Source organism: Enterobacter sp. Y17 (assembly GCF_019730495.1).
GTDB lineage: Bacteria > Pseudomonadota > Gammaproteobacteria > Enterobacterales > Enterobacteriaceae > Enterobacter > Enterobacter asburiae_B.
In genome coordinates this window covers 156,302-169,510 of record NZ_JAASKP010000003.1, presented here as the reverse complement: position 1 = coordinate 169,510, position 13,209 = coordinate 156,302, and the positions used below count along the sequence as shown (strand labels likewise).

The 13,209-nt window shown below is 57.3% G+C and carries 14 protein-coding genes and 2 tRNA genes; 5 read left to right on the top strand and 11 right to left on the bottom strand.

Annotated features, from left to right (window positions below; genetic code table 11):
• The 11 genes from HCH49_RS16990 to mltB all read right to left on the bottom strand — a co-directional run bounded on the left by HCH49_RS16990 (position 1) and on the right by mltB (position 9,820).
• Positions 1–77, bottom strand: a tRNA-Arg gene (locus tag HCH49_RS16990).
• Positions 78–81: 4 nt separating this feature from the next.
• A tRNA-Ser gene (locus tag HCH49_RS16985) sits at positions 82–174 on the bottom strand.
• Between the two features lie 342 nt (positions 175–516).
• Entirely contained in the window at positions 517–702 is a 186-nt protein-coding gene (csrA, locus tag HCH49_RS16980; RefSeq protein WP_000906486.1) for a carbon storage regulator CsrA, read from the bottom strand.
• Positions 703–943: 241 nt separating this feature from the next.
• Positions 944–3,571: an alanine--tRNA ligase gene (gene alaS, locus HCH49_RS16975; RefSeq protein WP_045888112.1), complete on the bottom strand. Its 2,628-nt coding sequence runs from the start codon at positions 3,569–3,571 to the stop codon at positions 944–946.
• Between the two features lie 131 nt (positions 3,572–3,702).
• Entirely contained in the window at positions 3,703–4,203 is a 501-nt protein-coding gene (gene recX, locus HCH49_RS16970) for a recombination regulator RecX (protein ID WP_033146366.1), read from the bottom strand.
• A gap of 68 nt (positions 4,204–4,271) precedes the next feature.
• Positions 4,272–5,330, bottom strand: coding sequence for a recombinase RecA (gene recA / locus HCH49_RS16965; RefSeq protein ID WP_023308943.1), 1,059 nt, complete (start codon positions 5,328–5,330; stop codon positions 4,272–4,274).
• 89 nt (positions 5,331–5,419) lie between these two features.
• Entirely contained in the window at positions 5,420–5,917 is a 498-nt protein-coding gene (pncC, locus tag HCH49_RS16960) for a nicotinamide-nucleotide amidase (RefSeq protein WP_023308944.1), read from the bottom strand.
• 129 nt (positions 5,918–6,046) lie between these two features.
• Complete coding sequence (locus HCH49_RS16955; protein WP_033146367.1) at positions 6,047–6,925, bottom strand: metal ABC transporter substrate-binding protein; 879 nt, start codon at positions 6,923–6,925, stop codon at positions 6,047–6,049.
• Positions 6,926–6,939: 14 nt separating this feature from the next.
• Entirely contained in the window at positions 6,940–7,800 is an 861-nt protein-coding gene (locus tag HCH49_RS16950) for a metal ABC transporter permease (protein ID WP_033146368.1), read from the bottom strand.
• On the bottom strand, positions 7,797–8,450 hold the full coding sequence (locus tag HCH49_RS16945; protein ID WP_087823292.1) for a metal ABC transporter ATP-binding protein: 654 nt from the start codon (positions 8,448–8,450) through the stop codon (positions 7,797–7,799). The genes HCH49_RS16950 and HCH49_RS16945 overlap by 4 nt, the downstream gene beginning before the upstream one ends.
• Positions 8,451–8,719: 269 nt before the next feature.
• Positions 8,720–9,820, bottom strand: a complete 1,101-nt coding sequence (gene mltB, locus HCH49_RS16940) for a lytic murein transglycosylase B (protein WP_221703041.1) — start codon at positions 9,818–9,820, stop codon at positions 8,720–8,722.
• Positions 9,821–10,072: 252 nt separating this feature from the next.
• On the opposite strand from mltB, the gene srlA reads away from it, so the two are divergent.
• The 5 genes from srlA (at position 10,073) to gutM (ending at position 13,188) form a co-directional block, all read left to right on the top strand.
• The gene (gene srlA, locus HCH49_RS16935) at positions 10,073–10,636 is read left to right on the top strand and encodes a PTS glucitol/sorbitol transporter subunit IIC (protein ID WP_023333189.1); all 564 of its coding nucleotides are present in this window, start codon (positions 10,073–10,075) and stop codon (positions 10,634–10,636) included.
• On the top strand, positions 10,633–11,592 hold the full coding sequence (locus HCH49_RS16930) for a PTS glucitol/sorbitol transporter subunit IIB (RefSeq protein ID WP_214538878.1): 960 nt from the start codon (positions 10,633–10,635) through the stop codon (positions 11,590–11,592). The genes srlA and HCH49_RS16930 overlap by 4 nt, the downstream gene beginning before the upstream one ends.
• A 12-nt stretch (positions 11,593–11,604) precedes the next feature.
• Positions 11,605–11,967: a PTS glucitol/sorbitol transporter subunit IIA gene (gene srlB, locus HCH49_RS16925; protein WP_023308951.1), complete on the top strand. Its 363-nt coding sequence runs from the start codon at positions 11,605–11,607 to the stop codon at positions 11,965–11,967.
• A 14-nt stretch (positions 11,968–11,981) separates the two neighbouring features.
• The gene (gene srlD / locus HCH49_RS16920; RefSeq protein WP_033146371.1) at positions 11,982–12,761 is read left to right on the top strand and encodes a sorbitol-6-phosphate dehydrogenase; all 780 of its coding nucleotides are present in this window, start codon (positions 11,982–11,984) and stop codon (positions 12,759–12,761) included.
• A 67-nt stretch (positions 12,762–12,828) separates the two neighbouring features.
• Complete coding sequence (gutM, locus tag HCH49_RS16915) at positions 12,829–13,188, top strand: transcriptional regulator GutM (protein ID WP_045404213.1); 360 nt, start codon at positions 12,829–12,831, stop codon at positions 13,186–13,188.
• The last annotated feature ends 21 nt before the right edge of the window (positions 13,189–13,209 follow it).

Here is a 13,209-nt window from a genome sequence, read left to right as displayed (position 1 = left end):
TGGTGCATCCGGGAGGATTCGAACCTCCGACCGCTCGGTTCGTAGCCGAGTACTCTATCCAGCTGAGCTACGGATGCAAAATGGCGGTGAGGCGGGGATTCGAACCCCGGATGCAGCTTTTGACCGCATACTCCCTTAGCAGGGGAGCGCCTTCAGCCTCTCGGCCACCTCACCACACAACGCCTCTTTCGAGTGCTTCGAGTTACTCGTTAAGAGCTTCTCGTCGCTGCGTGGCGCATATATTACTTTCTGGGACTTATAAGTCAAACAATTTTCCAAAAGCTTTTATCGTTTGCACAAATCACACGCAATTCGCATGTAAAAGCCGCAAAGAGGGTGTTTTATAAGCGGATTTTGCAGGCATCTTCACAGAAAACCTTTGCAGAAATAGCGGCGTAAGGGCGAGTTTAGGGCAACGGAGTGGTTAAAAAGAGAGCGTTTGAAATTAAACGGTAACGTTGAGCAGGAAAAATGACAGGAGGGTTGCGTCTCGCCCGACAGCGAGACGCGACAATATCAGTAACTGGACTGCTGGGATTTTTCAGCCTGGATACGCTGGTAGATCTCTTCACGGTGGACAGATACTTCTTTAGGAGCGTTAACACCAATACGTACCTGGTTACCCTTTACCCCTAAAACTGTCACGGTGACCTCATCCCCAATCATGAGGGTCTCACCAACTCGACGAGTCAGAATCAGCATTCTTTGCTCCTTGAAAGATTAAAAGAGTCGGGTCTCTTGTATCCCGGCATTATCCATCATATAACGCCAAAAAGTAAGCGATGACAAACACGTAAAGTGTAAGCAGTCACGGCATCACATTCTGTTAAACGTAAGTTTAGCCGATATACACAAACTCAACCTGACTTTATCGTTATCGATAGCACAGTGAACAAGACGCCATAACGTTACCGCTATGGCGTCTGCTTGTGCTTTGTAGTTATTACAGTTTCGCGCTTACCCAGCTTTCAACGCTGGCCAAAGCTTGCGGAAGTGCCGCTGCATCCGTACCACCGGCTTGCGCCATGTCCGGACGACCGCCACCCTTGCCGCCCACCTGCTGAGCGACCATACCAATCAGTTCCCCTGCTTTAACGCGGTCGGTCACATCCTTAGAGACGCCCGCAATCAGAGAAACCTTACCTTCTGCCACTGTCGCCAGCACGATAACGGTAGAACCAAGCTGGTTCTTGAGATCGTCGACCATAGTACGCAGCATCTTAGGCTCAACGCCCGCCAGATCGCTGACCAGCAGTTTGACGCCCTTAATGTCTACAGCCTTGCTGGAGAGGTTTGCACTCTCCTGCGCCGCAGCCTGCTCTTTCAGCTGCTGCAGCTCTTTTTCCAGCTGACGCGTGCGATCCAGCGCAACGCGCACTTTCTCGCCCAGGTTCTGGCTATCGCCTTTCAGCAGCTGCGCGATGTCGTGCAGCTGATCGCTCTGCGCATGCAGGCTGGCGATTGCGCCTTCACCGGTCACCGCTTCAATACGACGCACGCCTGCCGCCGTACCGGATTCGGAAACAATGCGGAACAGGCCGATGTCACCGGTGCGCGATGCGTGCGTACCGCCGCACAGCTCGGTAGAAAAGTCGCCCATGCTCAGCACGCGAACGCGGTCGTCATATTTCTCGCCAAACAGCGCCATCGCACCTTTTTTCTTCGCGTCCTCGAGCTCCATGATGTGGGTCTCGATTGGCAGGTTACGACGGATCTGCGCGTTCACCAGATCTTCCACCGCGCGGATCTCAGACGGTTTCATCGCTTCAAAATGCGAGAAGTCGAAACGCAGCACTTTGTCGTTAACCAGAGAACCTTTCTGTGCAACGTGGGTACCGAGCACGTCGCGCAGGGCAGCGTGCATCAGGTGGGTTGCAGAGTGGTTCAGACGAATGCGCGCGCGGCGAGCTTCATCCACGTTAGCCTGTACGCCCTCGCCCACTTTCAGAGAACCGGAAACCAGTTTGCCCTGGTGACCAATCGCCTGACCGTATTTCTGGGTGTCGCTGACGCTAAAGCTAAAGCCGTTGCCTTTCAGCTCGCCCTTATCGCCAACCTGACCGCCGGATTCCGCGTAGAACGGCGTTTTGTCCAGAATGACAACCGCATCCTGGCCCGCGCTGATGCTGTCCACGGCTTTACCGTCAACAAACAGGGCGGTCACTTTGCCGGTCAGTTCCAGCGCGTCATAACCTTTGAATTCAGACGCGCTATCAACGCGAATCATCGCGTTGTAGTCCGCACCGAAACCGCTGGACTCACGCGCACGACGACGCTGCTCTTCCATCGCGGCTTCGAAGCCAGCTTCGTCAACTTTGATATTGCGCTCGCGGCAAACGTCCGCCGTCAGGTCAACCGGGAAGCCGTAGGTGTCGTACAGGCGGAAAGCGGTTTCGCCATCCAGCGTGTCGCCCTTAAGTTTCGCCAGCTCTTCGTCCAGCAGCGCCAGGCCGCGCTCAAGCGTACGCGCAAACTGCTCTTCTTCGGTTTTCAGAACCTGCTCTACCTGCGCCTGCTGGCGTTTCAGCTCATCACCGGCAGCACCCATCACGCCAATCAGTGGCCCAACGAGTTTATAGAAGAAGGTGTCCTTCGCGCCCAGCATGTTGCCGTGACGGATGGCACGACGAATGATACGACGCAGCACGTAGCCACGGTTTTCATTCGACGGGATAACGCCGTCGGCAATCAGGAACGCACAGGAACGAATGTGGTCCGCGATAACGCGCAGCGATTTGTTGTTCAGATCGGTCGCGCCGGTAACGTTCGCAACGGCTTTGATCAGGGTGCTGAACAGATCAATTTCGTAGTTGGAGTTAACGTGCTGCAGAACCGCTGCAATACGCTCCAGGCCCATACCGGTATCGACGGAAGGCTTCGGCAGCGGCTCCATCGTACCGTCGGCCTGACGGTTGAACTGCATGAACACGATGTTCCAGATCTCAATGTAGCGATCGCCGTCTTCTTCCGGGCTGCCCGGAGGCCCACCCCAGATGTGGTCGCCGTGATCGTAGAAGATCTCGGTGCACGGACCGCAAGGGCCGGTATCACCCATCTGCCAGAAGTTGTCAGACGCGTATGGCGCGCCTTTGTTATCACCGATGCGAATGATACGCTCGCGCGGGATCCCGACTTCTTTTTCCCAGATTTCGTAGGCTTCGTCATCGGTTTCATAGACGGTAACCCACAGACGCTCTTTTGGCAGGTTGAACCAGTTTTCACCGGTCAGCAGTTCCCACGCATATTGAATAGCATCGTGTTTGAAGTAGTCGCCGAAGCTGAAGTTACCCAGCATTTCGAAGAACGTATGGTGACGCGCGGTGTAACCGACGTTTTCCAGGTCGTTGTGTTTACCGCCCGCACGCACGCAACGCTGTGAGGTTGTGGCGCGGGAATAATTACGCTTGTCGAGACCAAGGAACACATCCTTGAACTGGTTCATCCCGGCGTTGGTAAACAGCAGAGTCGGATCGTTGTTCGGTACCAGGGAGCTGCTGGCAACAACCTGGTGTCCCTTACTATGGAAAAAATCGAGAAACGCCTGACGGATCTCAGCGGTGCTCTTGCTCATAATTATCCTGAAATCAAGCTAACGAAATGTCGTAGCCAGCCTGTATCGGTAAACCGTTGGACAGACCAGCTACTGGAAAAAGTGGGAATAAGATAAGTTTTCTTTAGTGGGAAGTAAAATCCCGCATGCGTTCAATCGGCAAAATTACGCCAGATATCCTGAATATCTTCCATCAGAAAGCCGCGGTAGAGCAAAAAGCGCTGGATTTTAACTTTTTCTGAAAACTCACGCGGCAGCGGTTCGCCGTATTTACGAATCGCCTGTTCTCTGGCCAGCTCGCACCAGTCAGTATCGCATTCGCGCATCGCTTTTTCGATGGACTCCCTGGCCACCCCTTTCTGGTTCAGCTCCTGCCGGATGCGCGCGGGCCCATATCCTTTACGGCCGCGGCTGGCGAGAAACCGTGAGGCAAAGCGCTCGTCATCAAGATAACGATGCTCATAGCACCAGGCAATCACGCGGTCATAATCTTCAGCGGTGGCATCAATCTCTTCCGGCCCGTTTTTACTCATCACCGGAGCCGACAGTTTTCGCCGCAGCTCCTGTTCACTGTGGTCACGAACGGCCAGGATGCGCACCGCGCGGTCCAGTAAGCGTGCATACGCGGGTCGACGTGTTGTCGGTTCACTCATAAAAAACCTGCTGATTCAGAAATGCAAAAAGGGCCGCATCAGCAGCCCTTCATTTTTAAACGAAACAATTAAAAGTCTTCGTTAGTTTCTTCAGCATCCGCGGCATCGACCACGAAATCAGGTTTGGAGTCCTGGTTGTTCAGCAGAAGCTCACGCACCTTCTTCTCAATCTCTTTCGCCGCAGCCGGGTTCTCTTTCAGCCAGGAGATCGCGTTCGCTTTACCCTGACCAATCTTGTCACCGTTGTAGCTGTACCAGGCGCCCGCTTTTTCAATCAGCTTCTCTTTCACGCCCAGGTCAACCAGCTCGCCGAGGAAGTTGATCCCTTCGCCGTAGAGGATCTGGAACTCAGCCTGTTTGAACGGCGCAGCAATTTTGTTCTTCACAACCTTCACGCGGGTTTCGCTACCGACTACGTTTTCGCCCTCTTTCACCGCGCCGATACGACGGATATCCAGACGGACAGAGGCGTAGAATTTCAGTGCGTTACCACCGGTAGTGGTTTCCGGGTTACCGAACATCACACCAATTTTCATACGAATCTGGTTGATGAAGATCAGCAGCGTGTTGGACTGCTTCAGGTTACCCGCCAGCTTACGCATCGCCTGGCTCATCATACGTGCCGCGAGGCCCATATGAGAGTCACCGATTTCACCTTCGATTTCGGCTTTTGGCGTCAGTGCGGCTACGGAGTCGACCACGATAACGTCAACGGCACCAGAACGCGCCAGCGCGTCACAAATTTCCAGCGCCTGCTCACCGGTGTCCGGCTGAGAACACAGCAGGTTGTCGATATCCACGCCCAGCTTGCGGGCATAAACAGGGTCCAGCGCGTGCTCGGCATCGATAAACGCACAGGTTTTACCTTCGCGCTGTGCCGCGGCAATCACCTGCAGCGTCAGGGTGGTTTTACCGGAGGACTCTGGCCCGTAGATTTCTACGATACGGCCCATAGGCAGACCGCCAGCGCCCAGCGCGATATCCAGAGAAAGCGAACCGGTGGAGATGGTTTCCACATCCATGGAACGGTCTTCACCCAGGCGCATGATGGAGCCTTTACCGAATTGCTTTTCGATCTGGCCCAGTGCTGCCGCCAACGCTTTCTGTTTGTTTTCGTCGATAGCCATTATTACTCCTGTCATGCCGGGAGAAGCGACTGTGCTTCACCGTGGATTTCTGTTCTGTTGGTGCAATTATACTGTATGGTCATACAGTATCAAGTGTTTTGTAGAAATTGTTGCCAGAGCGTTTTTAACGCATAAACGGTTGCCTGACGACGCACGCTTTCGCGATCGCCGCTGAAGCATTCCCGGCGGGTGATCCCTTCGCCTTTGGAGGTGGCGAACCCAAACCAGACGGTGCCGACAGGCTTCACGTCGCTGCCGCCGTCCGGGCCCGCAATGCCGCTAATGGAAATCGCGTAGTCTGCCCGCGCCTCTTTGAGCGCGCCAATGGCCATCTCGATCACCACCGGTTCGCTGACCGCGCCATGCTGTTCAAGCGTGGATTCACGCACGCCAATCATCTGAGCTTTAGCTTCGTTACTGTAGGTCACAAAACCGCGTTCAAACCAGGCGGAACTGCCGGCAATATCGGTAATCGCTTTCGCCACCCAGCCGCCGGTGCAGGATTCGGCGGTGGTGATTGTCGCGCCACGCTGCTTCAGCGCAAGGCCAACGATCTCGCTAAGCTGCATCAATTCATGGTCAGTCATTCTCGCTCCAGGCATCAGAAAAACGTGCTGCACAAGATAGCACTTTCTCGTCAGATGTGGGGATGGACTTCAGGTTTTACGAGGGGGCTTCAGAAAAAAGCCGGTACGGACGCACCGGCGGTGGAAAGGTTATTTCATGCTGTCAGCGAGAGTGTTCACATTGTGGCGAAACGCCTTAACGTAGGTGTCTGCCACCCCACCTTTTGCCGACAGCGCTTCGGGGTAAAGCTCACCCCCGGGCTGTGCGCCCGTCGCCGACGCAATCTGTTTCACCAGACGCGGATCGAGTTGATTCTCCATGAACCAGGTTTTCACGCCGTCGGCTTTAATCTGATTGATAATCTCAGCGACCTGCGCCGCGCTGGCTTCGCTCTCGGACGACAGCCCCTGCGGCGCCATAAACGTCACGCCGTAAGCGCGGCTGAAATAGCCGAACGCGTCATGGCTGGTCAGCACTTTACGCTTCGCCGGCGGGATCTGGCTAAAGCGCGTTTTGGCCCAGTTATCCAGTTGCGTCAGCTCCGCGATATACGGCTTACCGGTAGCCTCGAGCGCCGCTTTATCTTGCGGATCGGCTTTCACCAGCCCGTTCAGAATATTTTGCGCATAGAGCGCCCCGTTCGCCGCGCTGTTCCACGCATGGGGATCGGTCACAGTCTTTCCATCTTCCTCAAGCGTGTGGGTTTTCACCCCTGTTGAGGCGACAACCAGTTGCCCTTTGAACCCGGAGGCTTTCACCAGACGATCAAGCCAGCCTTCCAGCCCCAGGCCGTTCACCACCACCACATCAGCCTTGCTCAGGGCCGCGCTGTCTTTCGGCGACGGTTCGAAGGTATGCGGATCGCCGTCCGGCCCGACCAGCGTCGTCACGTTCACATGGTCGCCGCCCACCTCCTGCGTGATATCCCCCAGAATCGAAAAGCTGGTCACCACATTCAGCGTTTTCGCCATCACGCCGTGCGACATCATCCCCAGCGCGAGCGCCACTACAAATCCTGTACGTTTCATCGTTTCCCCTTGCGTTAAAAAAGCGCGCGCAGGCTGCCAGCGAGCCTGCTTCGCGTACCCAATAAAATGGAAATAAAGAACAGCGCGCTGGCGGTGAGCACGATGGACGGCCCGGCCGGTAGGCTCATCGCCCAGGAGAGGCTCAGCCCCAGCCATGCGCAGAAGCTACCGCTGATACCCGCCATCAGGAGTAAGGCAGGTAACGTGCGCACCCAGCAGCGTGCCGCCACGGCCGGAAGCATCATCAGCCCGACGGCCATCAGCGTGCCGAGCACCTGAAAACCGGCCACCAGGTTAAGCACCAGCAGCGCCAGAAACAGACCGTGCAGCAGGCCAGGCAGCCAGCGGGCGTTCACCTGCAGCCAGGCGGTATCAAACGCTTCTGTCACCAGCCCGCGATAAAACAGCGCCAGCGTGATAAGGGTGAACATGCAAACGCCCGTGACGAACAGCGCGGCGTCGTTGTCCACGGCGAGGATGGAGCCAAACAGCAGATGCAGCAGATCGACATTCGACCCGCGAAGCGACACCAGCGTGACCCCCAGCGCCAGCGAGCCAAGATAAAACCCGGCAAAGCTGGCATCTTCTTTCAGCGGCGTGCGTCGACTGACCAGACCGGCCAGCAGAGCCACGGTAATTCCCGCGATAAAACCGCCAATACTCATCGCCAGCAGCGACATACCGCTGAGCAGATACCCCACGGCGACACCCGGCAAAATGGCGTGAGAAAGGGCGTCGCCCATCAGGCTCATCCGACGCAGCTGAAGAAACACGCCGAGCGCGGTGGTGCTGACGGAGAGCGCCAGGCAAACCACCAGCGCGCGACGCATAAAGCCGTACTCAATGAACGGCTGAAAAAAGAGATGCCAGATCATGCCACCCTCACCCGCTCGGTTTTCCACTGGGGAACGTCAGCATCCAGCCGCAGCGTCTGCGGGAAATGGCGCGACACGCGCTCGCTGTCGTGCAGTACCGCGAGCAGCGTTTGCCCCTGCATATACATCTCCAGCATCAGATCCATCAGCACGCTGCAGGTGGCTTCATCGACCCCGGTAAAGGGTTCATCCAGCATCACCAGCGGCGCCTGCTGCACCAGGACGCGGGCAAACAGCATGCGCTGAAACTGACCGCCGGAGAGTTCATCAATGGTGGATAACGCCATGGACTCAAGCCCGACGCGCTCAAGCGCGCTGGCAATGCGCAGCCGCGTTTCGTGACGAAACCCGGAAAAAAGCGAAATGCCCGGCCAGCAGCCCATGCTTACCACGTCCTGTACGGTCAGCGGAAACTGCGCCTCCAGCGCGTGACGCTGTGCCAGCCAGCCGATTACCGGCGGCTTCCCCTGCCAGCGGAAGCCGCCGCTGACGGGAGGAATAAATCCCGCCAGCGTTTTCAGCAGCGTGGATTTCCCGCAGCCGTTAGCGCCGATAATGGCGGTCATGCTGCCGCGCTCAATCGTGCCCGAGAGGGGCCGCGTAACGGGCTGACGTTCATATCCCGCGACCAGTTCATTCATCACAATCATGGCAATGCCACCGCCCAGCGCACGGCCAGCCCGATAAAGGCAACAAGCACCAGCGCCAGCAAAAGCCGAACCAGAGCAGACAAAGAAAAAAGGGACGTTGACATTCTGACACCACATTAAATGTTATAACATAACAATAATGAAAGACGGTGAAGATGTAAATGGCGGGTTTGAAAAGGGAGTGTGCCGAAATGTTTCTGCAGGAAATAGGTGCGCGCGGGTGCCCTCACCCCAGCCCTCTCCCACAGGGAGAGGGGGAATAAGATGACTTACTGACTAAACGGAGACGCTGCCGGCACGCGGGCCTGCGATACCGCCAGCCCCAGCTGCCATACGGCCATCGCATAGTGGGTACTGTGGTTATAGCGGGTGATGGCGTAGAAGTTCGGCATGCCGTACCAGTACTGATAGCCCGTCCCGACATCCAGACGCAACAGACTTACCTGATCGACATTGCCCAACGGCTGAGTCGGTGTTAAGCCCGCCGCCGTCAGCTGCGCAACGCTGTATTTGGTTTTGAAGCCGTTTTCCAGCCCAGGCGCCTGACCGTTCGCCTGCACCGCCACCTGGCCGCCCGGCGTCCAGCCGTGCGCTTTGAAGTAGTTCGCCACGCTGCCGATGGCATCCACCGGATCCCACAGATTGATATGACCATCCCCGTTAAAGTCGACGGCATATTGTTTATAGGAGGACGGCATAAACTGGCCGTAGCCCATCGCGCCGGCAAACGACCCTTTCAGATCGAGCGGATCGTCCTGCTCGCTGCGTGCCATCAGCAGGAAGGTTTCCAGCTCGGAAGAGAAATACTCCGCGCGGCGCGGATAGTTAAAGGAGAGCGTCGCCAGCGCGTCCAGGATGCGGGTTTTACCCATCACGCGGCCCCAGCGGGTTTCCACGCCGATAATCCCGACGATGATTTCCGGCGGTACGCCGTACACCTGCCACGCGCGGTTGAGCGCGTCTTCATACTGATTCCAGAACACCACGCCGTTTTGCACGTTGTCCGGGGTAATAAACTGTTTGCGGTAGCGCAGCCACGCGCCGTTCGGCCCGCTCGGCACCTGGGCCGTCGGCGCCTGCCTGTCCATCAGGCGCAGCACGTAGTCCAGTCGCCTGGCCTGAGACAAAATTTCGTGCAGCTGCTGTCTGTCAAAGCCGTGCTTGCTCACCATTTTATCGATGAACTGCTCGGCCGCCGGGTTATTCGCGAAGTCGCCGCCCATCTGCATCATATTGTGCTGCGGCTCCAGCAGGAATCCTCCGGAAGGCGCGCCCGCCGTTTGCTGAACGGCTTCGGTCTTAGGTTTGCTACTACAGGCAGACAGCAGAATAAGCGCAGGCAACAGCGCTGCATAACGACGCTTGAACATGAGACATCCATTTAACGGGTTCGATAAGAACCCAGTATGGTAAAGCATCCGCAACACCTCAAGGAAGCGGTACGCGCCTCCCCCACGCAAATCCGCCCTTTTTTCCACCGAAAATCATTGACCCCATCAATAAACTTTCAAAATAATCCATTTTTCTTTCATTGTGAGATCTAACTAACACTTTAAAACCTTTCAAAGTGATTATTATTAGCCCCGCAAGACAAAAACAAAAAAGCCTTACAGGAGAGAAGAATGATAGAAACCATCACCCACGGCGCCGAGTGGTTCATCGGGCTGTTTCAGAAAGGCGGAGAAGTGTTCACCGGCATGGTGACCGGGATCCTGCCCCTGCTGATCAGCCTGCTGGTGATCATGAACGCGCTGATTAACTTTATCGGCCAGCAGCGCATTGAACGCTTCGCCCAGCGCTGTGCCGGGAATCCGCTGTCCCGCTACCTGGTACTGCCGTTCATCGGCACCTTCGTGTTCTGCAACCCGATGACCTTAAGCCTCGGCCGCTTCATGCCGGAAAAGTACAAGCCGAGCTACTACGCCGCCGCCTCCTACAGCTGCCATTCCATGAACGGCCTGTTCCCGCACATTAACCCTGGCGAGCTGTTTGTCTATCTCGGGATCGCCAGCGGTCTCACCACCCTTGGCCTGCCGCTCGGCCCGCTGGCGGTGAGCTACCTGCTGGTTGGCCTGGTCACCAACTTCTTCCGCGGTTGGGTGACCGACCTCACCACCGCCATTTTTGAGAAAAAAATGGGCATCCAGCTTGAACAGAAAGTCCATCTTTCAGGAGCCACAGCATGAACCGGATCCGCATTGAGAAAGGCACGGGCGGCTGGGGCGGCCCGCTGGAGTTCGACGCCACCGAAGGCAAAAAGATCGTCTACATCACCGCAGGCACGCGCCCGGCGATCGTCGACAGGCTGCGCGAGCTAACCGGCTGGGAAGCGGTCGACGGCTTCAAGGAGGGCGAGCCGCCGGAAGCGGAAATCGGCGTGGCGGTGATCGACTGCGGCGGCACGCTGCGCTGCGGTATCTATCCGAAGCGCCGCATTCCGACGGTGAATATTCACTCCACCGGAAAATCCGGCCCGCTGGCGCAGTACATCCTTGAGGACATTTATGTCTCAGGCGTGAAGGAGGACAACATCACTCTGGTGAATGGCACTGCCGCGCCGCAAAAAGCGACCCCGCGCGAGTACGACACCAGCAAGAAAATCACCGAGCAGAGCGACGGCCTGCTGGCGAAGGTCGGGATGGGCATGGGGTCCGCCGTAGCGGTGCTGTTCCAGTCAGGGCGCGACACCATCGACACGGTGCTGAAAACCATCCTGCCGTTTATGGCATTCGTTTCGGCGCTGATCGGCATCATCATGGCGTCCGGCCTGGGCGACTGGATTGCCCACGGCCTCGCCCCGCTCGCCAGCCACCCGCTCGGGCTGGTGACGCTGGCGCTGATCTGCTCCTTCCCGCTGCTGTCGCCGTTCCTCGGCCCGGGCGCGGTGATCGCTCAGGTGATCGGCGTGCTGATTGGCGTGCAGATTGGTCTGGGGAACATTCCCCCGCACCTCGCCCTGCCCGCCCTGTTCGCCATTAACGCCCAGGCGGCGTGCGATTTCATCCCCGTAGGGCTGTCGCTGGCCGAAGCGCGCCAGGACACCGTGCGCGTGGGCGTGCCGTCCGTGCTGGTGAGCCGCTTCCTGACGGGCGCGCCGACGGTGCTGATTGCCTGGTTTGTCTCCGGCTTTATTTATCAATAAGAGGTTCCTGCGATGACCGTGATTTACCAGACCACCATTACCCGCATCGGCCAGAGCGCGGCGGATGCGCTGAGTGACCAGATGCTGATCACCTTCCGCGAAGGCGCCCCGGCGGATATCGAAGAGTTTTGCTTTATCCACTGCCACGGCGAGCTGAAGGGCGAGCTGAAGGCCGGGAGCCAGCTGGAGCTGGGCGAGGCGCGCTATGCCGTGACCGCCGTCGGCGACGTGGCCGAGCAAAACCTGCGCGAGCTGGGCCACATCACCCTGCGTTTCGACGGCCAGCCGCAGGCCGAATATCCCGGCACGGTTCACGTGGCGGGCCCGGTTCCGCAGGCTGTCACCCCAGGCTGCACGTTAAAATTTGTTGCGTAATTAAGGAGAAACACATGAGTCAGGTTGCCGTTGTCATTGGTGGAGGACAAACCTTAGGCGAGTTCCTCTGCCGTGGGCTTGCCGCAGAGGGCTACCGCGTGGCGGTAGTGGACATTCAGAGTGAAAAAGCCGCCCGCGTGGCGGACACCATTAACACCGAGTTTGGTGAAGGGATGGCGTACGGGTTTGGCGCCGACGCCACCAGCGAACAGAGCGTGATGGCGCTGGCCCGCGGCGTGGACGAGATTTTTGGGCGTACCGACCTGCTGGTCTACAGCGCGGGGATTGCGAAAGCGGCCTTTATCAGCGATTTCGAGCTGGGGGATTTTGACCGCTCGCTGCAGGTGAATCTGGTGGGCTATTTCCTCTGCGCCCGCGAGTTTTCCCGTCTGATGATCCGCGACGGCGTTCAGGGGCGCATCATTCAGATCAACTCCAAATCAGGGAAAGTGGGCAGCAAGCATAACTCCGGCTACAGCGCGGCGAAGTTTGGCGGCGTGGGGCTGACGCAGTCTCTGGCGCTGGATCTGGCCGAGTACGGCATTACCGTGCACTCGCTGATGCTGGGCAACCTGCTGAAATCGCCGATGTTCCAGTCCCTGCTGCCGCAGTACGCCACCAAGCTCGGCATCAAGGCTGAGGAAGTTGAGCAGTACTACATCGATAAAGTGCCGCTGAAGCGCGGGTGCGATTATCAGGACGTGCTGAACATGCTGCTGTTTTACGCCAGCCCGAAAGCCTCGTACTGCACCGGACAGTCGATTAACGTCACCGGCGGGCAGGTGATGTTCTGATCGAGCGGCCTGATGCCCTCACCCTAACCCTCTCCCACCGGGAGAGGGAACAAAACAAGGAGCCGATATGGTCACCGCACTCATCACCGTCGCCGCCCTCGCCTGGATCTGCCAGATGGCGTTTGGCGGCTGGCAGATCCACCAGTTTAACCGCGCGTTTGACGCGCTGTGTCAGAAAGGTCGCGTCGGGGTCGGGCGTTCCGGTGGACGCTTCAAACCGCGCGTGGTCGTCGCCGTTGCACTGGATGAAAACAATCACGTCTGCGATTCCCTCATCATGCGCGGCATGACCGTCTTTGCCCGACCGGTGAAAATCCAGGCAATAAACGGCATTTCGCTGCAGGAATTACGGCCTGATGTGATCTTTCCCCATGATCCACTCTGTCAGAATGCACTATCATTAGCGCTTAATCTGAAACATGGATAATTTCGTTGTGAAAGCTATAGA

What these genes read in the sequence shown, in the direction of transcription:
- csrA (WP_000906486.1), bottom strand. Translation starts at nt 702, where the DNA reads ATGCTGATTCTGACTCGTCGAGTTGGTGAGACCCTCATGATTGGGGAT.
- alaS (WP_045888112.1), bottom strand. Translation starts at nt 3,571, where the DNA reads ATGAGCAAGAGCACCGCTGAGATCCGTCAGGCGTTTCTCGATTTTTTC.
- recX (WP_033146366.1), bottom strand. Translation starts at nt 4,203, where the DNA reads ATGAGTGAACCGACAACACGTCGACCCGCGTATGCACGCTTACTGGAC.
- recA (WP_023308943.1), bottom strand. Translation starts at nt 5,330, where the DNA reads ATGGCTATCGACGAAAACAAACAGAAAGCGTTGGCGGCAGCACTGGGC.
- pncC (WP_023308944.1), bottom strand. Translation starts at nt 5,917, where the DNA reads ATGACTGACCATGAATTGATGCAGCTTAGCGAGATCGTTGGCCTTGCG.
- HCH49_RS16955 (WP_033146367.1), bottom strand. Translation starts at nt 6,925, where the DNA reads ATGAAACGTACAGGATTTGTAGTGGCGCTCGCGCTGGGGATGATGTCG.
- HCH49_RS16950 (WP_033146368.1), bottom strand. Translation starts at nt 7,800, where the DNA reads ATGATCTGGCATCTCTTTTTTCAGCCGTTCATTGAGTACGGCTTTATG.
- HCH49_RS16945 (WP_087823292.1), bottom strand. Translation starts at nt 8,450, where the DNA reads ATGATTGTGATGAATGAACTGGTCGCGGGATATGAACGTCAGCCCGTT.
- mltB (WP_221703041.1), bottom strand. Translation starts at nt 9,820, where the DNA reads ATGTTCAAGCGTCGTTATGCAGCGCTGTTGCCTGCGCTTATTCTGCTG.
- srlA (WP_023333189.1), top strand. Translation starts at nt 10,073, where the DNA reads ATGATAGAAACCATCACCCACGGCGCCGAGTGGTTCATCGGGCTGTTT.
- HCH49_RS16930 (WP_214538878.1), top strand. Translation starts at nt 10,633, where the DNA reads ATGAACCGGATCCGCATTGAGAAAGGCACGGGCGGCTGGGGCGGCCCG.
- srlB (WP_023308951.1), top strand. Translation starts at nt 11,605, where the DNA reads ATGACCGTGATTTACCAGACCACCATTACCCGCATCGGCCAGAGCGCG.
- srlD (WP_033146371.1), top strand. Translation starts at nt 11,982, where the DNA reads ATGAGTCAGGTTGCCGTTGTCATTGGTGGAGGACAAACCTTAGGCGAG.
- gutM (WP_045404213.1), top strand. Translation starts at nt 12,829, where the DNA reads ATGGTCACCGCACTCATCACCGTCGCCGCCCTCGCCTGGATCTGCCAG.